This is a genomic window from Micromonospora sp. NPDC047187, from assembly GCF_040643355.1.
Taxonomy (GTDB): domain Bacteria; phylum Actinomycetota; class Actinomycetes; order Mycobacteriales; family Micromonosporaceae; genus Micromonospora; species Micromonospora salmantinae.
Map to the genome: position 1 here is coordinate 14,521 of NZ_JBEYUF010000028.1, position 23,675 is coordinate 38,195.

General features: G+C 73.0%; 18 protein-coding genes. 10 read left to right on the plus strand and 8 right to left on the minus strand.

The annotated features are described in order from the left end of the window. Window positions 1-5: 5 nt before the first annotated feature. From crcB to ABZ794_RS29380, 3 genes are all read right to left on the minus strand, one after another. Window positions 6-368 carry a fluoride efflux transporter CrcB gene (gene crcB / locus ABZ794_RS29370; RefSeq protein ID WP_357518573.1) on the minus strand — a complete coding sequence of 121 codons (363 nt, stop codon included), beginning with the start codon at window positions 366-368 and terminating at the stop codon, window positions 6-8. Then, window positions 365-838: a CrcB family protein gene (locus tag ABZ794_RS29375; RefSeq protein ID WP_357518575.1), complete on the minus strand. Its 474-nt coding sequence runs from the start codon at window positions 836-838 to the stop codon at window positions 365-367. The genes crcB and ABZ794_RS29375 overlap by 4 nt, the downstream gene beginning before the upstream one ends. A gap of 352 nt (window positions 839-1,190) precedes the next feature. Continuing rightward, on the minus strand, window positions 1,191-2,411 hold the full coding sequence (locus ABZ794_RS29380; RefSeq protein WP_247670363.1) for an MFS transporter: 1,221 nt from the start codon (window positions 2,409-2,411) through the stop codon (window positions 1,191-1,193). A 135-nt stretch (window positions 2,412-2,546) separates the two neighbouring features. On the opposite strand from ABZ794_RS29380, the gene ABZ794_RS29385 reads away from it, so the two are divergent. The 3 genes from ABZ794_RS29385 (at window position 2,547) to ABZ794_RS29395 (ending at window position 5,547) form a co-directional block, all read left to right on the plus strand. Next, entirely contained in the window at window positions 2,547-2,996 is a 450-nt protein-coding gene (locus ABZ794_RS29385) for a MarR family transcriptional regulator (RefSeq protein ID WP_238690230.1), read from the plus strand. 78 nt (window positions 2,997-3,074) lie between these two features. Continuing rightward, entirely contained in the window at window positions 3,075-4,382 is a 1,308-nt protein-coding gene (gene paaK, locus ABZ794_RS29390; RefSeq protein ID WP_357518577.1) for a phenylacetate--CoA ligase PaaK, read from the plus strand. A gap of 58 nt (window positions 4,383-4,440) precedes the next feature. Further along, window positions 4,441-5,547 carry a nucleotide disphospho-sugar-binding domain-containing protein gene (locus ABZ794_RS29395; RefSeq protein WP_357518579.1) on the plus strand — a complete coding sequence of 369 codons (1,107 nt, stop codon included), beginning with the start codon at window positions 4,441-4,443 and terminating at the stop codon, window positions 5,545-5,547. A gap of 264 nt (window positions 5,548-5,811) precedes the next feature. On the opposite strand, the gene ABZ794_RS29400 is transcribed toward ABZ794_RS29395, so the two are convergent. After that, window positions 5,812-8,292: an IPT/TIG domain-containing protein gene (locus ABZ794_RS29400; RefSeq protein ID WP_357518581.1), complete on the minus strand. Its 2,481-nt coding sequence runs from the start codon at window positions 8,290-8,292 to the stop codon at window positions 5,812-5,814. 399 nt (window positions 8,293-8,691) lie between these two features. On the opposite strand from ABZ794_RS29400, the gene ABZ794_RS29405 reads away from it, so the two are divergent. Together ABZ794_RS29405 and ABZ794_RS29410 are read left to right on the plus strand one after the other, a co-directional pair. Further along, a complete protein-coding gene (locus ABZ794_RS29405; RefSeq protein WP_357518583.1) occupies window positions 8,692-9,261 on the plus strand; it encodes a kinase in 570 nt (189 codons plus the stop codon). A gap of 147 nt (window positions 9,262-9,408) precedes the next feature. After that, window positions 9,409-9,975, plus strand: coding sequence for a dienelactone hydrolase family protein (locus tag ABZ794_RS29410; protein ID WP_357518585.1), 567 nt, complete (start codon window positions 9,409-9,411; stop codon window positions 9,973-9,975). Window positions 9,976-10,075: 100 nt separating this feature from the next. Here the strand turns inward: ABZ794_RS29410 and ABZ794_RS29415 are convergent, their stop codons facing one another. Then, window positions 10,076-11,005 (minus strand): NADP-dependent oxidoreductase, encoded by a 930-nt coding sequence (locus ABZ794_RS29415; RefSeq protein WP_357518586.1) that lies wholly within the window; start codon window positions 11,003-11,005, stop codon window positions 10,076-10,078. 50 nt (window positions 11,006-11,055) lie between these two features. Here ABZ794_RS29415 and ABZ794_RS29420 point away from each other — a divergent pair, with 50 nt between their 5' ends. Further along, window positions 11,056-11,706, plus strand: coding sequence for a helix-turn-helix domain-containing protein (locus ABZ794_RS29420; RefSeq protein ID WP_357518587.1), 651 nt, complete (start codon window positions 11,056-11,058; stop codon window positions 11,704-11,706). Between the two features lie 109 nt (window positions 11,707-11,815). Here the strand turns inward: ABZ794_RS29420 and ABZ794_RS29425 are convergent, their stop codons facing one another. Next, the gene (locus tag ABZ794_RS29425) at window positions 11,816-12,508 is read right to left on the minus strand and encodes a hemerythrin domain-containing protein (RefSeq protein ID WP_357518589.1); all 693 of its coding nucleotides are present in this window, start codon (window positions 12,506-12,508) and stop codon (window positions 11,816-11,818) included. A gap of 90 nt (window positions 12,509-12,598) precedes the next feature. After that, a complete protein-coding gene (locus ABZ794_RS29430) occupies window positions 12,599-15,883 on the minus strand; it encodes a BTAD domain-containing putative transcriptional regulator (RefSeq protein ID WP_357518591.1) in 3,285 nt (1,094 codons plus the stop codon). A gap of 165 nt (window positions 15,884-16,048) precedes the next feature. Here ABZ794_RS29430 and ABZ794_RS29435 point away from each other — a divergent pair, with 165 nt between their 5' ends. Next, complete coding sequence (locus ABZ794_RS29435) at window positions 16,049-16,594, plus strand: YciI family protein (protein ID WP_210785760.1); 546 nt, start codon at window positions 16,049-16,051, stop codon at window positions 16,592-16,594. Between the two features lie 30 nt (window positions 16,595-16,624). On the opposite strand, the gene ABZ794_RS29440 is transcribed toward ABZ794_RS29435, so the two are convergent. Then, complete coding sequence (locus ABZ794_RS29440; RefSeq protein ID WP_357518593.1) at window positions 16,625-18,877, minus strand: adenylate/guanylate cyclase domain-containing protein; 2,253 nt, start codon at window positions 18,875-18,877, stop codon at window positions 16,625-16,627. Between the two features lie 194 nt (window positions 18,878-19,071). Between ABZ794_RS29440 and ABZ794_RS29445 the strand changes: the two genes are divergently transcribed. From ABZ794_RS29445 to ABZ794_RS29455, 3 genes are all read left to right on the plus strand, one after another. Beyond that, window positions 19,072-21,969: an AAA family ATPase gene (locus ABZ794_RS29445; RefSeq protein ID WP_357518595.1), complete on the plus strand. Its 2,898-nt coding sequence runs from the start codon at window positions 19,072-19,074 to the stop codon at window positions 21,967-21,969. Between the two features lie 145 nt (window positions 21,970-22,114). After that, complete coding sequence (locus ABZ794_RS29450; RefSeq protein ID WP_210785763.1) at window positions 22,115-22,885, plus strand: DUF5995 family protein; 771 nt, start codon at window positions 22,115-22,117, stop codon at window positions 22,883-22,885. A 376-nt stretch (window positions 22,886-23,261) separates the two neighbouring features. After that, window positions 23,262-23,663, plus strand: a complete 402-nt coding sequence (locus tag ABZ794_RS29455) for a hypothetical protein (protein ID WP_357518597.1) — start codon at window positions 23,262-23,264, stop codon at window positions 23,661-23,663. Window positions 23,664-23,675: the final 12 nt, after the last annotated feature.

The following is a 23,675-nucleotide window of genomic DNA, read 5'->3' on the forward strand; positions in this document are numbered from 1 at the left end:
GGCCGTCAGCCGGTCAGGGCGCGGGCCACTGCGTAGCCGGCGGTGGCAGCGGCGAGCCCGGCGGCCACGCTGCCGAGCACGTTGGCCAGCGCGAGGAGCCGATGGCCGCCCCTGGTCAGCCGCAGCGTCTCGTAGCTGAAGGTGGAGTAGGTGGTCAGCGCACCGCAGAACCCGGTGCCGAGCAACGCGCTGACCGCCGGGCCGGCTGGCCACCCGACCAGGACGCCGAGCAGCAGCGACCCGGCCACGTTGACCAACAGCGTCCCCCAGGGGAACACCGAGCCGTGCCGGGACTGCACGGCCCGGTCGGTGAGGTAGCGCAGCGGCGCGCCGACCGCCGCGCCCAGGGCGATGAGCAGCACCGTCATCGGGTCGCCCGCCGCAGCAGCCCGGCGGTGACGGCGTCGCCCAGGGCGACCGCGACGAGCGCCCCGAGCACCGTCGCGGCGAGGTACGCCAGTGCGGTGCCCGGTGCGCCCATGACGATCGCCCGCTGAACGTCGACCGCGTAGGTGGAGAAGGTGGTGAACCCGCCGAGCACCCCGACCCCGAGGAACGGGCGAGCCAGCGGGGGCCCACCGTCGAGGTGCCCGAGCACCGCCATCAGCACGCCGATCAGCAGGCAGCCGGACGTGTTGATGGTGAACGTGGCCCACGGAAAGCCGGTCGGTGGGTGCGGAACGGCGTGTTGCAGGCCGGCTCGGGCCAGCGCGCCGAGCACCCCGCCGGCCGCGATCGCGGCGAGGACCGTCGCGGGGCGCGCGGTCAACTCACGGCGATCGGCGGGGAGGTGCAGGTCGACGTCGGGATCGGTACGCGGCTCGAACGGCTCTGGCACGACTCCCCAGCGTAGTGCCGGCGACGGCGACGTCAGCGCAGTGCCGCCACGGCGGCGTACCTGCCGCCGTCGCGGCGTCAGCGCACCGCCGCGACGGCGGCGTCCGGGCCGCCTCGCCAGACCGTGCCGACCTCGCTGAAGCCCGCCGCGGTGAGCGCGGCCAGGTGCCAGGAGATTGGTGGGTTCCATTCGGGGCTGTGCCCGGTCGAGTAGATGGCGTGTCGCTGGGCGACCAGCGGGGCGAGCGCCGGGTCGGCGCCGGCCCGCTCCCACCAGTCCGGATGGCAGGGCGATGATCAGAGCGACGCCGGGCAGGGCATCCGCCCGGCCCGGCGTCCTCCTTCCGGCGAGGTCAGACCGGGGCGTCCACCAGGCTCCCGTCGGCCCGGGCCGGCTCGTCGCGGCGGGCCAGCCGCAGCGCGCCGAGGAGTACACCCAAACCGATGAGGGTGAGTGCGGCGCCGGCCCAGATCGGCGAGGTGTAGCCGAGTCCGGCGGCGATGGTCACCCCGCCGATCCACGCGCCCAACGCGTTGCCGAGGTTGAACGCGGCGATGTTCGCCCCGGACGCCAGGGTCGGCGCCTGGTGGGCGTACCGCATGATCCGCATCTGCAGCGGCGGGACGGTGGCGAACCCGAACCCACCCATCAGCACCAGCGCGACGATGGTCAGAACCGGATTCGTGGCGGTCAGCGCGAAGCCGACGAGCACCACCGTGAGCACCGCCAGGACGGTGACCAGCGTGCGCGACAGTGACCTGTCGGCCGCCCGGCCGCCGAGCAGGTTGCCCGCGAAGAGCCCCACGCCGAAGAGGACGAGCAGCCACGGCACGGTGCTGGTGGCGAAGCCGCTGACCTCGGTCAGCGTGTAGGCGATGTAGGTGAACGCGCCGAACATCCCACCGAAGCCCAGGACGGTGATCACCAGGGAGAGCCAGACCTGCGGGTGGGTGAAGGCGCGCAACTCGCCGCGCAGCCCACCGGCCGGGCGGTCGGCGTTGGCGGTGTCGCCCGCCGGGATGAGCAGGGCCAGACCGATGAGGGCGACCACCCCGATGGCGGTGATCGCCCAGAACGTCGACCGCCAGCCGAAGTGCTGCCCGAGGAAGGTGCCGAACGGCACGCCGAGCACGTTGGCGATGGTCAGGCCGGCGAACATCATGGCGATGGCGCCCGCCCGTCGGGCCGGTGCGACCAGGCCGGCGGCGACAACGGCGCCGATGCCGAAGAACGCGCCGTGGCACAGCGCGGCGACGATCCGGCCGGCCATCATCACGGCGTAGTCGTCGGCGACGGCGGAGAGCAGGTTGCCGATGATGAAGAGCACCATCAGGCCGAGCAGTACCGGTTTGCGCGGCAGTCGGGTGACCGCCGCGGTGAGGGCGACCCCGCCGACGGCCACGCTGAGCGCGTAGCCGGAGATCAGCCAGCCGGCCACCGGCTCGGTGACAGCGAAGTCGGCGGCCACCTCGGGCAGCAGCCCCATGATCACGAATTCGGTGAGCCCGATGCCGAAGGCGCCGATGGCCAGCGCGATCAGGCCGGGCGGCAGGGACTGTGGGCGTACGGGCATTGTCTTCCCATCGGGAGAGGGCAGTTATGCGGCGTGTGCAACTACAGGCGCCGGCAACGAAATACTTGCACGCGCTTCATATCGGCGCAAGCGTGGTAACCTGGGGTCCGTTCAGATCACACCGAGGAGGCCGGCATGGGCATCGCCGACGACGCGGTCGAGATCCGCGCGCAGGGTTGGCGCACCCTCGCCGCCCTGCACGGGCTGATCGAGACATCCCTGGAGCGGGCCCTACAGGCCGGCCACGGCCTCTCCGTCGTCGAATACACGGTGCTCGACGCGCTCTCCCGCCAAGATGGCTGGCACATGCGGATGAGCCAGCTCGCCCGCGCTGCCGCGCTCTCCGGCAGCGCCACCACCCGGCTGGTCACCCGCCTCGAACAGCGAGGGCTGCTCACCCGCATCCTCTGCGCCGACGACCGGCGCGGCATCTACACCGAGCTGACCCCGGCCGGCTCCGAGCTGCTCGCCCAGACCCGACCCACCCACGACCGGGTGCTCACCGACGCGCTCGCCCAGGCGGAGGCCACCCCCGAGCTGGCGCCGCTGGTCGATGCCCTGCACCGGCTGCCGGCCACCCGCTGACCGCCCGCCGGCCGCGGGCGACAGCGGGCGTACGGTACCCGCAGCCCCACCGGGACCGCCGCGCCAAGGAGGCAGCCGATGCAGGACCGCACCCCTCGTCCGGAGGAGCTGGAGCCGATCGAGCGCGCCGGCATCGACGAGCTGCGCGCCCTGCAACGCGACCGACTGCGCTGGTCGTTGCGGCACGCGTACGACAACGTGCCGCACTACCGGCAGGCGTTCGACGCGGCCGGGGTGCACCCCGACGACTGCCGGGATCTCGACGACCTGGCGCGCTTCCCGTTCACCGGCAAGGCGGAGCTGCGGGAGAACTACCCGTTCGGCATGTTCGCCGTACCCCGCGAGCGGGTCGCCCGCCTGCACGCCTCCTCCGGCACCACCGGTCGGCCGACAGTGGTCGGCTACACCCGCGACGACCTGCGCACCTGGGCGCGCCTGATGGCCCGCTCGATCCGCGCCTCCGGCGGCCGCCCCGGCGACCGGGTGCACGTCGCGTACGGCTACGGGCTCTTCACCGGTGGCCTGGGCGCGCACTACGGTGCCGAGGAACTGGGCTGCACCGTCATCCCGGTCTCCGGGGGCATGACCGAGCGTCAGGTCATGCTGATCCGCGACTTCGAGCCCGAGGTCATCATGGTCACGCCCAGCTACCTGCTGGCCATCGTCGACGAGATGCGCCGCCAGGGCATCGACCCGCGGGCCACCTCACTGCAAGTGGGCATCTTCGGCGCCGAGCCGTGGACCGAGGACATGCGCCGCGAGATCGAGCAGCAGTTGGACATCCACGCCGTCGACATCTACGGGCTCTCCGAGGTGATGGGTCCCGGCGTGGCGACCGAGTGCGTCGAGACCAAGGACGGGCTGCACCTCTGGGAGGACCACTTCTACCCGGAGATCATCGACCCGGTCACCGGGGCGGTGCTGCCCGACGGCGAGCGGGGTGAGCTGGTGTTGACCTCCCTGACCAAGGAGGCGATGCCGGTCGTGCGCTACCGCACCCGCGACCTGACCCGGCTGCTGCCCGGCACCGCCCGCCCGATGCGCCGGATCGAGAAGATCACCGGCCGCACCGACGACATGATGATCCTGCGTGGGGTGAACATCTTCCCCACCCAGATCGAAGAACTGATCCTGCGCACCCCGCAGCTCTCGCCGCACTTCCAGTGCGTCCTCGATCGGCACGGCCGACTGGACACCCTCACGGTGCGGGTGGAGCGGCGGGCCGACGTCGACGTGGACGCCGCCGAGCGGGCCAGCGACACGCTGGTCCAGTTGGTGAAGAACACCATCGGCGTGAGCGTGGCGGTCGACGTTCTGGCCCCCGACACCGTGGAACGGTCGATGGGCAAGATGCGCCGCATCGTCGACCAGCGACCGTCCGCCTGACCGCTGCCCGACGTTCCGGGCCCTCGGGCATGGCAGTGGTCGACATAGGATCCTGCCCATGCGCGTGCTGGTGGTCTCCGCCCCGCTCGTCGGGCACGTCTTCCCACTGGTGCCGCTCGCCGTCGCGTTGCGCGACGCCGGCCACGACGTGCTGGTGGCCACCGGCGGCGGAGCTCTGGCCGCCGCCGAGGCGGGTCTGCCGGTGCAGGACATCGCACCGGGCTTCGACTTCAGGCGGATCGCGCTGCGGGTCTTCCCCCGCCATCCGCTGATCGCGCGGGCGGAAATGGCCGGCACCGCCGGCACCCGGGGCGCCGGCCTGTTGTTCGGCGCGCTCAACGACCAGCTCACCGACCCGGTGGTGGCGCTCGCCACCCGGTGGCGGCCGGATCTGGTGCTGTACGAGCCGTTCGCGGTCGCCGGTGCGGTGGCCGCCGCACGGCTCGACGTGCCGGCCGTACGCCAGGAGAACGCCCTCTTCGACGGCCGGGACCTGGTCCGCGCCACCGTCGCCCGACTCGGCGCCGCACTGCGCCGCCACGGCCTCACCGAGCTGCCCACGCCGGCCGCCGCCCTCGCCGTGGCCCCACCGAGCGTCGCCACCCAGGGCGGCTGGCCGATGCGCTACACGTCCTATGTCGGCGGCGGGGAGTTGCCGGCCTGGCTGCGCGAGCCGGGTGAGCGCCCCCGCATCCTGGTCACCCGCAGCACCCTCACCGGCCCCGGCGACCGGGGGCCGATGCCCGCCGTGGTGGCCGCCGCCGCCCAGGTGGACGCCGAGATCGTGCTGGTCCGCCCCGACGAGCGGTCGGCCCGCTCGGTGCCCGGCAACGTGCGGGTGGTCGGCTGGATTCCGCTCGACGAGGCGTTGCCGGCGAGCGCGGCGCTGGTGCACCACGGTGGTGCGGGCAGCGCCTTCGGCGCACTCGCCGCAGGTCGGCCCCAGCTGGCCACCACGGGTCCGGGGGACCGGCGGCACAACGCCGAGCTGGTGGCCCGCCGGGGCGCCGGCCTGGCGCTGCGCCCCCGGGACATCACCGCGCAGGCGCTGACCCGGCTGCTCACCGACGAGCGTCTGCGGACCGCTGCCGCGCAGGTCAGCCGCGAGATCGCCGCGATGCCGCCACCGACCGACCTGGTCGCGCGGCTGGCGGCACTGGTCTGACTCTTAATCCGCGGGTTGTCGACTCCAGTCAAGGGGATCGGGCCGGTGTTCGCCGAGCGGATCGTCGATCACTTTGGCGTGGACACGTTGCAGGTCATCGAGGATGAGCCGGGCCGGTTGGTCGGGCTTGTCAAACGAACCGGCATCCTTGTGCGGAACTGGAGGGCTCTGGCCGCCGCACCCGACAACGGTCAGGCACCTCGGGAAAGTCGTCCGCGTGCGTCCCGGCCAGGGCCCAGTCTGGGCCCTGGCCGGGACTACCGGTCAGTCGATTCGGCCGGCGTGCTGCCGTCCGCGGGTCAGCAGCACGAGGACGACGCCGAGGAGCGCCAGCATCGCCCCGATGGTCAGCGGTGCGGCGATGGTGTCACCGGTCACCGGCAGAATCCGCGAAACGTAGCGGAAGGTGAGCCCGTTGGAGGATCCACCGTCGGTGCTCACGATGACCGTGGTGTTTCCAGCCGGGCAGGGCGGGTTGCGGAAGGTCAACGTGCGACCGTCCGCTGCCACCGTGACCTGGCTGGCCGGGATGGTCTTTCCGCAGATGGTGACCACTGTCGCGCCCGGCATGAACCCGGAACCACCGACCGTCACGGTCGTGCCGCCGCCGGTTGGCCCCTGACTCGGGTTCACGGTGTCGATGCGCGGTGGGGCGATTTCGTAGGTGAACCCGCCTGGTTCGGTGACGTCGTCACCGGGTAGCTGCACGGTCACGTCCACCGGGCCGGGCAGGCCGGGTGGGGTGACGACGGTCAGCGAGGTGCCGTTCGGGTTCACGACGAGGTTGGTCCCCGGAGTGTTGCCGAAGTTCACGCCGGTGGCGCCGGTGAGGCCGGTCCCGGTGATCGTCACGGTGGTACCACCGGTGATCGGGCCGGTGTTCGGCACGATCGAGGTGATCGTCGGCGCGACGTACGTGAACGGTGGCGCGACGGCGGTGCCCGCAGGGAACACCAGTCGCACGTCCGCAGGTCCGGCGGTGTTCGGCGGGGTCACGACGGTGATCGTGGTGCCGGCCGGGTTGGCGGTGAAACCGGTGCCGGGCACCCCGTCGAAGGTCACTCCGGTCGCCCCGGTGAAGCCGGTTCCGGTGATGGTGACCGTGGTGCCACCTGAGGTCGGCCCGGTCGTCGGGGTCAGTCCGGTCGCGTTGGCGGCGCTGCCGTCGGCGACGTAGGTGTAGTCAAGCGGAGTCGCCGATCCGCCGCCGGTGGTCACCACCACGGCCGCCGGCCCGACCGCGCCGGGCGGCGTGACCGCCGTCAGCGACGTGCCGCCCGGGTTGACCGTGACGTTGGTGGCTGGCGCACCGTCGAAGGTGACGGTCGTGTCACCGGGGACGAGGCCGGTGCCGGTGATCGTCACCGTCTGGCCGCCTGATTGCGGGCCGGTGTTCGGCGTGATCGACGCAGCGGTGGGCGGTGCCGTCACGTACGTGAACCCGTTCGGTGCGGTCGCGTTCGCGCCTGGGACGTGCACGGTCACGTCCACCGGACCGACCTGCCCGGGTGGTGTGACCACGGTCAGCGAGGTGCCGCTCGGGTCCACGACGAGGTTGGTGCCCGGCGTGTCGTCGAAGGTGACTCCGGTCGCGCCGGTGAACCCGGTCCCGGTGATCGTTACCGTCGTACCGCCGGTTGTCGGGCCGGTGTTCGGCACGATTGACGTGATCGTCGGCGCGATGTAGGTGAACGTCGGCGCGGTCACCCGACCGGCCGGAAAGACCAACTCGACCAGGGCCGGTCCCTCCGGGTTCGGCGAGGTCACCACGGTGATCGTGGTGCCGGCCGGGTTGACCGTGAACCCCGTGCCGGGTAGCCCGTCGAAGTCCACTCCCGCCACACCGGTGAAACCGGTGCCGGTGATCGTTACCGTCGTGCCGCCGGCGGTCGGCCCGGATGTCGGCGTAAGACCGGTGATGACGGCCGCGCTGCCGTCGGCCAGGTACGTGTAGCCCAGCGGCGGCGACGTGCCGTTCACCGTACTGACCACGACCGACGCGGGACCGACCGCACCAGGCGGAGTGACCGCCGTCAGCGAGGCACCGCCCGGCGCCACCGTGACACCGGTCGCCGGTACGCCGTCGAAGGTGACCGTGGTGCCGCCCGCAATGAAGCCCGTACCGGTGATCGTCACCGTCTGACCGCCCGACTGCGGGCCCTCGTCCGGGGTGATCGTCGCGGCGGCGGGCGCCGCCGGTGGGCGCTCACAGGTGGCCTCGGCCACGATCACGGTCCCGACCGGGATGGTCGTCGGGACGCCGAGGACGGTGCCCGACAGGGTAAGCGTGGCCCGCACTGCGATGGCGGTGGCGCCGGTGGCGGTGGTCGTCTCGACGCGGGTCAACGAGGCGTTCAGGCTGGCACCCGCCAGCCCCGGCACCACGACGGCCGCGCTGCCCACGACGGCGGGGGTGTTCGCCGTCAGCGTGACCGCCGAGCCGAACAGCTCTAGCCCGGCGAGCGTGGTGCCCGCACTGGTCGCGCCTGTCTGCGGGCAGGTCGCGGAGGCGGTGACCTCGGTAGCGTCCAGCACGTCGATACCGAGCACGGCCAGGTTGAGGCCGTTGACGCTGGACGACGCCGACGACACACCCGCCGCCCTGGTGGCGGTGACCTCCTCGACGGTGCCGCTGGCGGTCACTCCGAGCGTCCCGGGTACCGAGATGGCCAGCAGGGTTTCGGTGTCGGTACCGCCGGCGGCCGGCGCGGTGGCCGTACCGATGACAGCATCGGCGGTGATCACGGCTATACCGGCCACCTCCGCGGACAGGTCGATAACGGCACCGCGTGCGTTCGCGTCCCCCGGTGCCGCCCGTGCCGGCGTCCCCAACCCCAGGGTTGCCAGGCCGGCGACCAGCATCGCCGTGGACGCGCTTGTGATTCTTCGCAGGACAGGCCTCACCAATTTCCCCCGTTCAGTGGACTGACGGGCCTGTTCGCATGGCGCACCCGTCAACAACTGAACGAGGGCAAAGCGGACAAGTTGTGGCATAACGCAACCGGGCGTCGATCGGACCTGCGACGTCTGGCACCGGGTCGGCCTGCGGCGTCGCTGATCTTCCTAAGGGAGGACAGCACCCGCGGGTACGCCGCATTCGCCCTCAAACTCACAGTGCGCAACCACTGAAGCCGAGGAGGCATCGTGCTCGCTGAACCCACTGGCAGCCCGGACACGATCCTCGTCTGCGTCCGGGGCAACTCCGGCTCCGGCAAGAGCAGCATCGCCCGCGAGCTACGACGCCGACACGGCCGGGGCTGCGCCCTGGTCGAGCAGGACTACCTGCGCCGCATCCTGCTGCGCGAGCGGGACAAGCCCGGCGGCGCGGCGCCGGCGTTGATCGGGCAAACCGTCCGGCTTGCGCTTGACCACGGCTATCACGTCGTGCTGGAGGGCATCATGCACAGCAGCCGCTACCGCAGCATGCTGACCTCCCTGCGGGACGACCACCGCGGCCGGTCCCTGTTCTGCTATCTCGACGTGTCCCTGGCCGAGACCCTGCGCCGACACCTCACCCGCCCGCAGGCCGGTGAGTTCACCGCCGAGCACATGAGCGGCTGGTACGCCGCCCATGACGTCCTGGGCTGGCCCGACGAACTCGTCCTCCCCGAGACCACCGGACTGAACGAGGCCGTCAACGCCATCGCCGCTGCGGCTGGGCTACCCCAGACCGGACGCGACGACGACCTGCTCCCGAGCGTCCCGTCCCGGTAGAGCAGCTCAGCCGGCCACCGATGTCGCCATCCCGGCGCACCGTTCGCCAACACAGCCCCGAGTGGACACCCGATGACTCGACCACGATCATGCTCCCACTCCGCGTGGCCACACCGGACGGCCGCTCGACTGCGGCAGGATGACCGGATGCGACACGTCGTGCTGTTCCACTCCGTGTACGGGCTGCGGCCCGCCGTGCGCGCCGCCGCCGACCGGTTACGCGCCGCCGGGCACCAGGTCAGCACCCCAGACCTGTACGGCGTCCCGGCCACCGACACCGTCGAGGAGGGCTTCGCGCTACTCGAGAAGATCGGCCAGGAGGTGGTGCTGGACCGAGCCCGCGACGCGCTGCGTGACCTGCCACCGGCCACGGTGCTCGCCGGCTTCTCGATGGGCGCCGGGGTGGCCGGGGCGCTGCTGGCCGAACGCCGCGACGCCGCCGGCCTGCTCCTGCTGCACGGCACCGGCGGCGCCCCGGACGCGGTCCGACCCGGGTTGCCGGTGCAGCTGCACCTCGCCGACCCCGACCCGTACGACGCGCCGGACGAGGTCGACGAGTGGCAGCAGGCCCTGACCGACGCCGGGGCCGACCTGACGGTCTTCCACTATCCCGGCGTGGGCCACCTGTTCACCGACCCGGACGTCGCCGAATACTCCCCGGACGCCACCGCAGCGGCCTGGCCACGCGTGCTGGCCTTCCTGGCCGCCCGCTGAACACCCGTCCCGCGGACCGCGCCCGCGTGTGCTCGCCCACCACACCGGATGGTCGGCCGTGTGTGCCCGGGTCAGGTGGACAGAGGCTGGGTGGGGCACCCTACGGCTTCAGCACGATTTTGCCTCGCGCATGGCGGGACTCGCTCAGCTCGTGGGCGGCGGCCGCCTCATCCAGAGAGAACACGGCCGCGACCGGCACTGTGAAACGACTCCGCTCGGCGAGTTCGCCGACGGCGGCGATTCCTTCGAAAGCCGGTGTGTCCGCGCCGGGGCCAGAGCCGCGCGACACGTGCACCCCGTAGGCCGCGGCGTTGATGTCGGCGATGCTCACCACCCTGTCCGGGCTCGCGACCAGCCCGACCAGGTCTGGTAGAGAACCAGAGCCGGCACAGTCGAGTACGACATCCACCCCTCCGGGCAACAGAGTGTGGACCCGCTCGGCCAGCCTGGGGCCGTAGGTGGTCGGGATCGCCCCGAGCGCGGCGACGAACTCATGGTTGCGGTCGCTGGCCGTGCCGATGACGGCCGCACCGCGAGCGACAGCGAGTTGGATCGCGGTCGTGCCGACCCCGCCGGCCGCGCCCTCGATCAACAGCGTAGTGCCGTTCTTGACGCCCAACCGGTCTAGCACTCGGGTGGCCGTCTCGATGTTGCCCGCCGCGCCGCCGGCCTGCACCCAGGTCAGGGCGGCCGGCTTCGGTGCCCACGCGGCCAGGACGGCGTACTCGGCGTTCGCTCCGCCCATCTGGGCGTAGTCCGTGATCCCGAAAACCTCATGTCCTACCCGAGCCGTGGTCACCCCGTCACCGACCTCATCCACCACGCCGGCAGCGTCGACACCCGGCACGTGCGGCAGACGGAGCGGCATCCACTCCTGGAATCGGCCGGCGCGAACGTACGTATCGGCAGGATTGACACCCGAGGCCCGAACCGCCACCCGAATCTGGCCGGGTCCGGCGTGCGGTTCCGGTGCCTCCGAGACCTCAAGGACACTCGCGGGACCGTACTTCGAAAATTGCAAAGCCCTCATACGCACGGACGCTAACGCAGGCCGCTGTCCGCCTCGCTAAAGTGAGAGTCGTGACCGATCGTTTGCCTCACGCCCTCCGCTCCGACGCCCTGGACAACCGCGAGCGCATCCTCGAGGCCGCCCGCGCTGTCTTCGCCGTTGACGGCCTGGACGTGCCGATGCGGGAGGTTGCCCGGCGCGCCGGGGTTGCACCCGCCACCCTTTACCGCCGATTTCCGACCAAGGAGATGCTGGTCACCGAGGCATTCACAGAACAGATGTACGCGTGTCGCGGCGTTGTCGACGAGGGTCTTGCCGATTCGGATCCATGGCACGGCTTCTGTCTCGTGATCGAGAAAATGTGTGAACTGCACGCACGCGACCGAGGCTTTACCGCAGCTCTAATTTCGAACTTTCCCAAAGCAGTTGATTTCGAGGCGCGCCGTGAATACGCGCTGAGAGCGATCGACGAACTGGCCCGGCGCGCCAAGGATGCGGGTCGCCTCCGCCCCGACTTCGTCCTGGACGACGTCATCCTCGTGCTCATGGCCAACAGCGGTATCAACGCGACCTCGCCGACCACTCAGGTCAGCGCCTCCCGGCGCTTCGCCGCGCTCGCCATCTCGGCGTTCCAAGCCTCTCCGGATGTCTCGCCGCTCCCGCCCGTGGCGCGGTTGGCGCCCCCGGCGTCGGTATCCGGACGCAGCCAAGTGGGCCAGTAATCCCGGCGACCCAGCCGGCCGGGATCCCCGGCCGGCTGGGTCGCCGGATCGATCATGTTCAGGGTACGGCGGAGTTTCGGCGAGCCGCCGACCGAGCCGCTGACCTCGCTCAGCGGACGCTGGCGCCGATGCGCGGGGGCGTGGCGGTGCCGTGCACCCGCTTGGCGTGGCTGGCGAACAGCCGGGGCGCGATGATCGGCATGAGTAGCCGGGCCGGCAGCGGAGCGTGCGCCAGCACCGCCTTGACCACCTCCGGGTCGCCCTCGTACATGGCAAGGCCGAAGGCCAGCGGGAGCTGCTTCTTCGGGGACTTGCTCATGCCGTGCTCGCCGAGCTGCATCCACTCCCGGGCGGTGACGTGCCGTTGCGCCAGCGGCAGGATCTCGCTCTCCTCCAGGGCCATGTGCTCGATCAGCGCGGCGCGTAGCTGCTCCAGGGCGTCCGCGAGCTGCTCACCGCCGCGTGCGGTGCGGCGCCACTGGGGGAGGAGGGCGACCACCGTCGTGTGGGCGTCCTCGATGGCGTGGTGCTGCGCCTCCATGGTGGGGACGATCGCCGCGGCCTCCGCGCCGCCGCGCTCCAGCAGCCGGGGCCAGAGCAGCAGGTCCTCGCCCTCGTGGTGCAGGTGCAGGATGTGGCAGAGCATCTCGGCGTGGGCGCCGACGACCTCCGCGCGCGTGGCGTCGCCCGGGGTGACGTCGCGGACGAGCTGCGGCAGCAGGCTGAACTCGCGACGGAGCGCCGAGTGCGCCATGTACATGTCGCGTACGTCGGCCATGGCTTCGCGCTGGTTCTGGTTCACGGTGACCTTTCCGAGGGATCAACTGGCACAGATCTGTTGATCATGCTCGGTGCCACTTGGAACCGGCTTGGAATCCGCCAACAGTGACGGTCAGCGGGCCATCGCCGCCGTCGCCTCGGCCAGCCAGTGCGGCGACTCCCACCGACGGGCGACCCGCGCGGCGAGGGTGAAGTGCCGGGTCGCCTCCTCGGTGCGGCCCACCAGCCGGAACAGCTCACCGAGGGTCAGCGCGACCGGCCGCACCACGGCCGCTGTGGTGGAGAAACCGGCCAGTTGGTCGCGTACCGGGAGCAGCGCGTCGATCACGGGCTGGGCAAGGTCCCGTCGACCCAGCGCCACGACGACCATCCCGCGCACGCTGAGCAGCGCCGACTCGAAGTAGTCCGGGCGGTAGGTGTGCCGCCCGACAGGCATGGCGCGCGCCTCGTCCAGGCGCCCGCTTCCGATCAGCGCCAGCGCCAGCAGGTCGTCCACGATCGGACCCAACGACCCCCGGATTCGCCGGGTCGCCTCCAGGTGCTCAGCGAACCGCCCCTGGCTGATCAGCAGGGTGCCGGTGGAGAAGTAGTGGAAGGCCTCGGCGTGCAGCGAACCCTGCCGCCGCATCTGCACGGCGACCTGGTCGTAGTGCCGCCGCGCCGCGGCGAAGTCGCCGGCGATGTGCGCGAGAGCGCCCAGCGAGCACAGGTTGATCGTCTGCGCCTCGTTCAGCTGGTACGTCTCGGCGAGCCACCCCTGCCGGGCGACGCTGAGGCGCAGTTCGTCCGGTTCGTTGAGCGCGGCAGCGCAGTGGCCCAGCGCCTGCTCGGCGACCGAACGGTAGGTCACCAGCCCGTGCTCGTCGGCGAGGTCACGCAGCTCACTGGCGAAGGTCCGACGGTCCGGCGCCTCCCGCTCGTAGCTCATGGTGCGCAGCCGCGCGGCCAGCCCGAGGGCGCGCAGCTCGGGGTCGTCGAACCGCTGCGAGAGGGCCAGCGCCTCCCGTCCGGCCGCCACGCCTCGTGGATCGGACTCGCCGTCCAACTCCGTGGCCAGCGCCTCCAGCAGCCGGCAGCGGGCGACCGGGTCCAGCTCGTCGGCGCGCAGCAGCCGCCCGAGCAGCTCGACGACCCGGTGGTCCACCACGCCGTACTCGTGGGTCAGCCACGGGGTGGGCACGGTCCACGCGGTGAACGCCGCGACCAGCAGGTCGTCGCGGCCGGACGCCGCGGCGACGTCGATCGCCCGAGCGCGGGTCTGCCGGGCGGCGGCCACCGCGCCGGCCCGCGCCTGGGCGCGCAGCAGCCGCCCGAGCAGGTCGACCCGGAGCGCGTCGCGGTCGCCGGCGACAGTGGCGGCGGCCTCGACAGCGTTGCTGAGCAGCTCGATCGCGGCGTCGTACGCGTACCGCCGCTCGGCCAACTCGGCGGCCCGGATGGCGTAGTCGACGGCGAGCGGTGCGGTGTCGGCCGACGCGGCCCGGGCGTACTGGTGGGCCAGGGCGGGGTAGTCGTCGGGCCGCAGCCGACGGGTGGCGGCGGCGATCCGCGCGTGCAGTCGGGTGCGGCGCAGCTGCGGCAGGTCGGTGTAGATGGTGTCGCAGACCAGGCCGTGCACGAACCGCACCCGCCCGGGCGCCGGTTCGGTGAGCAACCCGGCGGCCAACCCGGTTTCCAGCGCCCGCAGGACGCTTCCCTCGTCGGTGCCGGCAGCGTCGACGAGCGTTCGCACCTCGGCCTCCCGACCCACGGCCGAGGCGAGACGCAGCACCGAGACGGCCGTCGACGGGAGGCGGGAGAGTCGTCGGCGCAGCACGTCGCGGACGCCCTCGGGCACGTCGGAGGTGGCCACGAGCGTGCCCTCGGCGGCGAGCAGTCGCGCCGACTCCCGGACGTAGAACGGGTTGCCGCCGGTCCGCTCGGCCAACGCGGTGACCGTGTCCGGGTCGACCGTGGTCCGGGCCAGCGCGCCGAGCAGCCGTTCGACCTCGGACGTGCTCAGACCGCCCAACGGGATCCGCTGCGGTGACCGGCGGGCCAGGACGGCCATCGTGTCGGCGAGCCGCTCGGTGTTGTCGGCGGGACGCAGCGCCGCGACGAACAGGACGGTGCCGGTGGTCATCTCGGTGACGCTCTGCAACAGCAGCAACGTCTCCGCGTCGGCGGCGTGCAGGTCGTCGAGGATCATGGTGACCGGTCTGCGGGCCGCGGCGGCGTCCAACCAGGCGCCGACGGCGCGGTGCAGCCGGAACCGGCCGGCCGTGACGTCGCCGCCGGCCTCGCCGTCGCCCCCACCGAGCAGCGGGGCGAGCGCCGGTGTGAGATCGCCCGGGGGCGCCTGCTCGGCGAGTTGCCGGAGCGCCTCGACCCAGGCCCAGGCCGGCGGGGCGCCCTCGACCTCGGGGCAGCGGCCGACAGCGACCAGCCAGCCGTTAGCGGTGAGCTCGTCCCGAAACCGGGTGAGCAGGCTCGTCTTGCCGGCCCCGGCCTCACCGCTGAGCAGAGCGACTCGCGGCCCGCTCGCCACCGCCTCGGCGGCTGCCTGCCGAAGCGCCTCCAGCTCTGCCTCCCGGCCGACGAAGACCTCCACCGGCCCCTGCCGCTGGACGCGTAGCGCTGTCGCCGCCGCCGGTGGCAGCAGGTCGAGTCGTTGGCCCAGGATGGCGGACTCCACCTCGACCAGCGCCGGGCCCGGGTCCAGTCCGAGCTGGTCCGCCAGGGTCGTCCGGGCCCGGCGCAGCGCGGCGAGCGCGTCGCCCTGCCGACCGGTACGCCACAACGCCAGCGCCAGCAGCCGCCAGCTCTCCTCCCGCAGCGGCGCCTGCCGGGTCAACAGCTCCGCCTCCGGCACCGCCTCGGCCGCGTCGCCGCAGCGCATCGTCACGTCGAGCAGCAGCTCCCGGGCGCCGAGCCGCAGTTCCTCCAGCCGCAGCACCTCCGGCTGCGCCCACGGCTCACCGGCGAATTCGGCGTACGCCCGACCGCGCCACAGCTCGAGCCCGACGCTGAGCAACCGACGTGCCCGGTCCGGGTCGGCGGGGCCGACCGCACGCGCCTCGGCGAGCAGCGTCTCGAACCGACCGGCGTCGACGGCGTCGACGGGCAGCCGCAGCGCGTAGCCCGGTGGCGCGGTGACCAGGACCCGGGCCGGCGCCCGGCGCTCGCGGGCCGGCTCCAGAAGGCGACGCAGATGCGAGACGTACGCCTGGAGGGAGGCGATCGCCCGGGGCGGCGGGTCACCCCGCCACAGATCCTCCATCATCTGCCCGACGGAGACGACCTGGCCGCGGGCCGCGAGCAGCAGCGCGAGCACAGCGCGTTGGCGGGGGCCGCCGAGGTCGACCGGCCCGCCTGTGTCGACCTCGACCTCAAGCGGCCCGAGCACCCGTAGCAGCATGACGGACCAATCCTAGTCGCGCTGGTGAGCGGCTCGACCGCTGCCACGGGACACCGGGCATCCAGATCACGGCAGGCGCGCGCTGCTGGCCTCGGCGTCCGTACCGTAGCGGCCACTGCGGCACCCGGCCCGCCGCCGACGAGGGGCACCCGGCGAGAATGCGGCGTGGAGTTTCTCTGTTACCACAGTGACCGGCCCGGCTCGGCGGCCTTGCGCGACGACCTGTTGCCCGAGCACTGGTCGTACATGGATCGGTACGCGGCGGGAATGATCGCCCGTGGCCCGACCTTCGTCGGCGACACGCCCACCGGCAGCGTGCACATCGTCGACGTGCCCGACCCGGCTGCCGCGCGGGCGTTCGCGTTCGAGGAACCGAACTACCAGGCCGGCGTGTACCGGGACGTGCTGCTGCGCCGGTGGCGCAACACGCTGGGCCGCACCATGTGGGACTTCCCTGGCGGTCGGACCGGCGGCACCCGTTATCTGGTGCTCGGCCTCGGCGCCGGGCAGGCCGCCGACCTGGCCGTGCCGCCCGACCCGCACGAGCTGGTCGCGTACGGGCCCCTGCTGGCCGACGACGGCGTCACCTGGCTCGGCACCGCCGCGCTGCTGCGGGCGCCGAACCCGGACGCGGCGCGCGCCATATTGACCGTGGACCGGTACGCCGACATCGAGGTGCACAACTGGCAGTTCGGAGGGCGACCGTCCTGACCTGCCCTGAACCGCCCCGATGCCCCATGGTCAGGCGGTGGCGGGCAGGCCGTCCAGTGGGCGGATCAACGGTGGGCGAGGTATTGCCCGCACCACGCCCGGCGCAGTGCCGGCGTCGGCGAGTGTCCGGTGCCCAGCCGAACCCGCCGGCGTGGGGCGGATCGGCACTGCGGGCCGTCCGATGTCCCGGAACGGGTCACCGCCCGCACTGCGCCGAGGTCGGGACGCCGCCGTGGCAGGCGTCGGCGGTACGTCGCCCGCCGAGGCGACGGCTCGGAGCCGGCGTGAGCCCGCCGTACGGTTGGCGTCGGAACCCGACGCGGCGGGACGGGTGGCCATCGTCGGGGTGGGGCTGCCTCGTCTCAGCGCGGTCGGGCCGGTGCCACCGCCCGGCCCTGCCGGGGCCAGCGCCGCGAAGACGGCGTCGAGGCGGCCGGTCCGAGTGCCGACGGTGTCGAGGCGCACGATCTCCGCACTCCTCGCCGCCGAGCCGTTGACGCCACGAGCGCGCGGGTCGGGCGGGGTGGCGTCCAGGTGCCCGGCGTCGCCGCTCGGCACGTCGACGGCCCGGCGTTGGAAGACGACCCGCAGGGCGCGGGGCAACCGTTCGACGGCGACCTGGCGCAGCGCGGGAGCGGCGAACGCGTACCCGTCGACGTGGTGGGGGAGGAGCAGCCCGGCGGCGACCAGCTTGCGGAGCGCGGATGCGGACCGACCGGGCGTCCAGCCGAGTGCCCGGTCCACGGCCGCCCCGGAGATCAGACCACCGAGGGTGCCGGCGGCCATCAGGACCGCCCGCCGCTCACCGTCGAGGTGGTCCAGCTCCGCGCCGACGGCCCGACGTACCGCCTCGGGCAGCGGGAGCGCCGCCGGATCGGCACCGTCCACCAGCGACGTGACGTACGCCGCCGCGTGCCCGGGGCGGCCTCCCACCAGCGGCAGCAGCCGGTCGACCAGGGCCACCGGCTGCCCGGCCCGGGTGAGCAGGTGGCGCAGCAGCCGCCCGGACTGCACAGTGGCCAGTGGTCCGATCGTCATCTGGCGTGCCGGGCCGGGCCGGGTGTCGGCCCACTGCGGCTGGTGCACTGTGAGCAGGGCCAGCGGCAGCCCGCGCTCCGTCGCCGCGCCGAACAGCGCGTGCAGGAAGCGGCTCACCGGGGGCGCGGCCCGGTCCAGGTCGTCGACTGCCACGATCAGTGGCCGGTGGGCGGCCAGCCGCAGTAGGACCTCGCGGCAGATCGCCGCGCCGGCGAGGGCGGCGGCCGAGCCGTCCGGGGTGGTCAGCATCCGCTGGAGCGCCGGAACGGCGGTGGCCACCCGGGTCGGCGGGAACAGCGGCGTCAGGGCGGCGACGAGCCGGTCGTGGACCGCCGCCGGGCCGTCGCTGTGCCGGATCCCGGCGAGGCTGCGGAGCAGGTGCGCGACCGGCGCCAACACCTGATCGGGGTACGGCTGACAGTGCGCCACGCACCAGCGGACCGCCAATCCGTCCACCGTGGTCAGCCCACGGGTCAGCTCGTGCAGCAGCCGGCTGCGGCCACTGCCGGTGGGGCCGACCAGTGAGATCCAGCGTGGCGTCCGGTCTCGGATGGCCGCGCCCAACTGGTCGTGGATGGTGGCCAGTTCGCGGCGTCGACCGATCAACGGGCCGTCGTGCCGGTCGGCGCCGGGGCGTACCGGACCGACGGCGTGCCAGACCGGCACCGGCGGCACCCGACCGGCGACCGGCACCGGCGTGAGCTGACGCTGGGTGATCAGGCCGGCGGTGGCGCGCGCGGTGGCCGCGCAGAGCGCGACGGCACCGGGCGCGGCGTACTCCTGCAGGCGGGCCGCTGTGGTGATCACCGCGCCGCTGGCCACGCCGTGCCCACCGGTGACGACGTCGCCCAGGTCGGCCACGACCTCGCCGGTGGCGACACCGACCCGGACACGCAGCCTGATGCCGTCGACCATGGGCCGTCGGTCCAGCGCGGCCTGGATCTCGAGCCCGGCGCGCACCGCCCGGTACGCGTCGAAGCCGTCGGAGTGCCGAGCGCCGAAGAGCGCCATCACGGCGTCGCCGATGTACTTCTCCACCACCCCGTGCCAGCGGTGCAGCACACCTGCCACGGTGTCGAAGTAGGCCCGTTGCAACGCTCGGACGTCCTCGGGGTCGAGCCGGTCCACCAGGGCCGTGGAGCCGACGATGTCCGCGAAGAGGACGGTGACGACGCGCCTCTCCTGAGGTACCGGCCAGAGCGGGGTGACGGTCCGTTGTGTGTCGACGATGATGCTGGTGGTCATGGGTGTCGCACCGGCCTTTCTCCCCGCTGTTGCCTGATCACCTCCGGAGATTGGCATTAGTGGGCCGACGGGGGATCTGCCGAACGACGTATGTCGGCCACCTGCAACCTTTAGTCGCAAAGTCGACGCGAGGAGTACCACAAGCGGTGGGCGGCCGTAGAACGGTGAGGGGCACTGTGATTAGGCTGCGTGGCATGGCCAGCGATGTGGACACCGCACCGCTCGTGGGCCGGGCCGAGCTGGTGCAGACGGTTCGGTCCGCGTTGCTCGGCGACGCCGCGCACGGGCAGACCGCGGCGGTCTTCCTGACCGGCGAGAGCGGTGTGGGAAAGACCCGGCTCTTGGGCGAGATCGGCGACCGCCTACGGGAGCGCGGCGCCGTGGTGCTCACCGGCAGCTGCCTCGACATCGGCGACGCCTCCCCGCTGCACCCGCTGCTGCAGGCGCTGCGCCGGTTCGACACCGAGGTGTCCGCCTCGCCCGCGCGCACCTCCTCGGCGGTGCGAGGGCTGCTGCAGATGTTCGCCGACGAGACCGCCGGCCCGGACGGCGCCGGCGCGTTGCTGGAGCGGGTCTCCCGTGGCCTGCACCTGATCGCCGAGGGCCGCCCGCTGGTGCTGATCCTCGACGACCTCCAGTGGGTCGACCGCAGCACCCGGCAGCTCCTGCTCTACCTGCTCGCCGGTCTGGGTGATCTTCAGTTGTCGGTGCTGGCGGCGGTGCGCGCCGAGTCGTTGCAGGGCGCGCACCCGTTGCGCCGGGTGCTCACCGAGCTGCGTCGGCTCCGCACGGTGCGGGTGCTCGACCTGGCGCCGCTGGGCCGCGCCGACACCGAGACGCTCGCCGCCGCTGTGGTCGGCCGGACGCTGACCGCGGACGCGGCCGAGCAGGTGTGGCAGCGCAGCGGTGGCAACCCGTTCGTCATCGAGGAGTTGGCCCGGGATCTGCGCGACGGCCGCGACGGCCTGTCCGAGACCCTGCGGGAGATCTTCCTCGACCGGGTCGACGCGCTGCCCCAACACGCGCACGCCGTGGTGCACGCGGTGGCCGCCGGGGTCGAGCCGGTGCAGCACTGGCTGCTGGCCGAGGTGCTACGGATGCCGGAGGACGAGTTGATCGCCGCGGCCCGGGCCGCGGTGGCGCACCGGCTGCTGGTCGGCGCCGACGAGGGCTACCGGCTGCGGCACCGCCTCGTGGCCGAGGTGCTGGCGCACGAGCTGCTGCCGGCCGAACGCTCCGGGCTGCACCGCCGCTACGCCGAGGCGCTGACCACGGCGCCGGGTGAGCTGCACCAGGCCCGGTTGGCGCACCACTGGCGGCTGGCCGGCGAGCCGGCGCGGGCCCTGCCGGCGGCGGTGGCCGCCGCCCAGGAGGCCGAGCGGCTGCACGGTTACGCCGAGGCGCACCGACACTGGTCGGCGGCGTTGCAGTTGGCCGCCGAGCCGGGCCCGCTGACTGTGGACCGGGTCGAGTTGCTCGAGAACGCCGCCGAGGCGGCCCACCACTGTGGGGAGCATGCCCGCGCGTTGGCCCTGCTGGAGGAGCTGGCCACGCTGCGGGGTGGCGAGCCGAGCTGCGCGCTGCACATCCGCCGGGCCCGCTACCTGGCCGCCGCCGGTCGCTCCGCGCTGGCCGAGGAGGAGTACCAGCGGGCGCTGAAGGCGGAGGACTGCTCCCCTCGGGACCGGGCGAGCGCCGCCGCCCGCCTGGCCGAGCTGTTGCTGCACCTGGGCCGCTACGCCGACGCCGGTGAGCGGGCCCGCGAGGCGTTGGCGTTGGCCGAGAACGTGGCGGGCTCGGCCACGGAGGTGGTGCTGGCCAGTTCGGCGTTGGGCTTCAGCGACGCCTGTCTGGAAGACCCGGACGCCGGTCTGGCGGTCATGCGCGACGCCCTCGACACCGCCGAGCGTGCCGGTCAACCCGAGGACGTGGCCTGCGCGTACCTGCACCTGGCGGAGCTGCTGACCGGGCCGCTGAACGTCCTCGAAGAGGGCGTGGTGGTGGCCCGGCGGGGCGCCGAACGGGTGGCCGAGCTGGGGCTGGGCCGCACCTGGGGCACCCGGCTGCTGGCCATCGCCATCAACGGGCTGTTCCGGGTGGGCCAGTGGGCCGAGGCGGAGAAGGTGGTGGCCGCGGCCCTGCGGCACCGACCGTCCGGTGCGGACGCCGTGGAGCTGCTGTTGGCCCGGTGTCGGCTGTCGGTGGGCTACGGCGACATCGAGGCCGCCGGTCGGGACCTCGACGCGGTGGCGACCCTGCTCGCCGGCGGCGGGGCGCGACACGTCATTCCGCTGCTCACCCTGCGCTCCGGGCTCGCCATGTGGGAGGGCCGGCACGACGTGGCCCGGCAGGCGGTGCAGCGCGGCCTCACCGAGAGCCGTTCCGACGACGTGATGATCCTCTCCGCGCTGGTCTGGCACGGCCTGCGCGCCGAGGCTGAGGCGCACGCCAGCCGCACGGTGGAGGTGGACCCGACGGCGGTGCGCCGGCTGCGGGACGTGGCCGAGCGGGTGGCCCGCAAGAGCGCCGGTGCCGCCCGGCCGGTGCGCTCGGTGGTGGAGGGCTTCCTCGCGCTGTGCGCCGCCGAGGTGAGCCGCCTCGACGGCAGCGATCCGGAGCTGTGGGCCGTGTCGGCCGCCGAGTGGGATCGACGCAATCACCCCTATCCGGCGGCCTACTCGCGGCTGCGGCAGGCCGAGGCGCTGCTGGCTCGGCGCAGCCGGGTGGCGACCGCCGGCAAGCTCCTGCGGGAGGCGTACCGGGTGGCGCAGGGGTTGGGCGCGGTGCCGTTGACCTCGGAGATCCGCGAGCTGGCCGGGCGGGCCCGGGTGTCGCTGGACGAGCGCGACAGCACCACCGGTGCGCGCAGCGTCCCGGTCGAGGCGTCCGACGACGAGTTGGCGGCGCTCACCGCCCGGGAGCGGGAAGTGCTCGCCCTGGTCGCCGAGGGGTTGACCAACAGGGAGATCGGGCAGCGGCTGTTCATCAGCGAGCGGACCATCGGGGTGCACGTGTCGCACATCTTCGACAAGCTCCAGGTGCGTACCCGCGTGCAGGCCAGCGCGATCCAGTTGCGCAACCAACGGGGCTGACCGACCCGACCACTGAAGTACGTATCCCGGCGCGTGTGCGCGCCGGGATACGTCGTTCTACTGATCCGGTGCCCCGGTGTCGGCTGAGAGGCTGGGCCGCGTCGACGACGGCACGGGGGATGCCGCCGACCACAATGGAGGAAAAATGATCGAACCGGTCTGGGGGCCCGTGCACCGGGACATCGTCGACCTGCTCGCCGATCATCCCGCGGACGTGCCGGCCGTGGTCGATCACCTGACCAAGCTCCAGGACATGCTGGTCCGGCTGCCACCGTTGGAAGCCAGTTGCCCCCTCGCTGACTTCAACAAGCTCTACCTGACCATCACCAGCAGCGTGCTGGACGGGCTGTACGACGACCGCTTCGTCGATCCGGTCTTCCTCTCCCGGCTCGACGTCGAGTTCGCCGCCCGGTACTTCGACGCGATGCGACTGTGGACCGACTCCAGCCCCGGCACCCCGAAGGCGTGGTCGTGCCTCTTCGAGCGGATGCGGGGGCCCGATGCCCGCCCGCTGCCGTCGGCGGCGGCCGGGGTGAACGCGCACATCAACTTCGACCTGCCGTTCGCACTGGTGACCACGTTCGACCACCTGGAGTCGGAGCCGGTCGACGGCAGCGACCAGCACCACGACTACCTCGAGATCAACAACATCTTCGCGGACAAGATCCCCGGCTTGCGCCGGGGCTACCTGGAGCGGTGGCAGCTGCTCATCGACATGCTCAACGGCGACATCGACGACTGGTACCAGGGGGAACTGGTCGAGTACACCCGCGATGTCGCCTGGCGCAACGCGCAGAAGATCTGGCGGTGCCGGCACGATCCGGACGCCCGCGAGTGTGAGCGCACACGGTTGGACGACAACGCCGCGGCGCTCGGCCGGTTGCTGCTCTCGCCCCTCGGGGCGTTCCTGCAGTAGCCGGGACGGGGGGCCTCCGCGCTCCGCCCCGTGGGGGGCGGCGGAGCGCGGGGGCGCGTCCCACCAGTTCCACCCCGCGTGGCCGCCCGAGGTCGGGTCGGTCACGCCGGGGGACAGCCGGTCGGCCCGGGGGGTGTCGACCGTCTGCCACCGTCGGCCGGCCCGGGGGGTGTCGGCCGGCGGTGGGGGAGCGCCGAACGGGGGTCAGTTCGACCGGCGTGCGGATCCGGGGGTGTCGGCGGGCTCGGATCGGGTACGCCCGCGCCATGACCGTCCTGGCCCGGCGCCGGCCCGCCGCCCGCCCCCGGCCCGCGCGGCCCGGCCCCCTGCGGCCGGGCGGCCCGGTGTCGCGGCCCACCGCTCGGCCCGGCGCCCGATGACCGGCGTCGTGGCCCGGTTTCCGTTCCGCTTCGACCCGGTGTTCCGCCCGGTGCTGGCGCTGCTGGGGGTCCGCCCGGCGACGGCCTGGGTCGTCGTCACCGAACGGGACCTGATGATCCGGTACGGGCCGTGGCGGCTGCGGACCGACCGGGACAACGTCACCGCCGTCGAGCTGAGCGGGCCGTACCGATGGTGGCGGGCGATCGGCCCGCACCTGTCGCTGGCCGACGGCGGTGCGACTTTCGGCAGCAGCGCGGCCGGCGGGATCTGCCTGCGCTTCGCCGTACCGGTGCCGGCGCTGGTGCCCGGGGGGCGGCCCCGGCACCCGGCGGCCACGGTGACCGTCGCCGACCCACCCGCGCTGGCCCGGCTGTTCACCGTCGCGGACCTGTCCTGAGCAGGCCGAACA

Coding starts and splice junctions, on each gene's coding strand:
- ABZ794_RS29430 (WP_357518591.1), bottom strand. CDS start 15,883: ATGCTGCTACGGGTGCTCGGGCCGCTTGAGGTCGAGGTCGACACAGGC.
- ABZ794_RS29440 (WP_357518593.1), bottom strand. CDS start 18,877: ATGACCACCAGCATCATCGTCGACACACAACGGACCGTCACCCCGCTC.
- ABZ794_RS29385 (WP_238690230.1), top strand. CDS start 2,547: ATGGGCATCGCCGACGACGCGGTCGAGATCCGCGCGCAGGGTTGGCGC.
- ABZ794_RS29445 (WP_357518595.1), top strand. CDS start 19,072: ATGGCCAGCGATGTGGACACCGCACCGCTCGTGGGCCGGGCCGAGCTG.
- ABZ794_RS29380 (WP_247670363.1), bottom strand. CDS start 2,411: ATGCCCGTACGCCCACAGTCCCTGCCGCCCGGCCTGATCGCGCTGGCC.
- crcB (WP_357518573.1), bottom strand. CDS start 368: ATGACGGTGCTGCTCATCGCCCTGGGCGCGGCGGTCGGCGCGCCGCTG.
- ABZ794_RS29415 (WP_357518586.1), bottom strand. CDS start 11,005: ATGAGGGCTTTGCAATTTTCGAAGTACGGTCCCGCGAGTGTCCTTGAG.
- ABZ794_RS29410 (WP_357518585.1), top strand. CDS start 9,409: ATGCGACACGTCGTGCTGTTCCACTCCGTGTACGGGCTGCGGCCCGCC.
- ABZ794_RS29450 (WP_210785763.1), top strand. CDS start 22,115: ATGATCGAACCGGTCTGGGGGCCCGTGCACCGGGACATCGTCGACCTG.
- ABZ794_RS29455 (WP_357518597.1), top strand. CDS start 23,262: ATGACCGGCGTCGTGGCCCGGTTTCCGTTCCGCTTCGACCCGGTGTTC.
- ABZ794_RS29395 (WP_357518579.1), top strand. CDS start 4,441: ATGCGCGTGCTGGTGGTCTCCGCCCCGCTCGTCGGGCACGTCTTCCCA.
- paaK (WP_357518577.1), top strand. CDS start 3,075: ATGCAGGACCGCACCCCTCGTCCGGAGGAGCTGGAGCCGATCGAGCGC.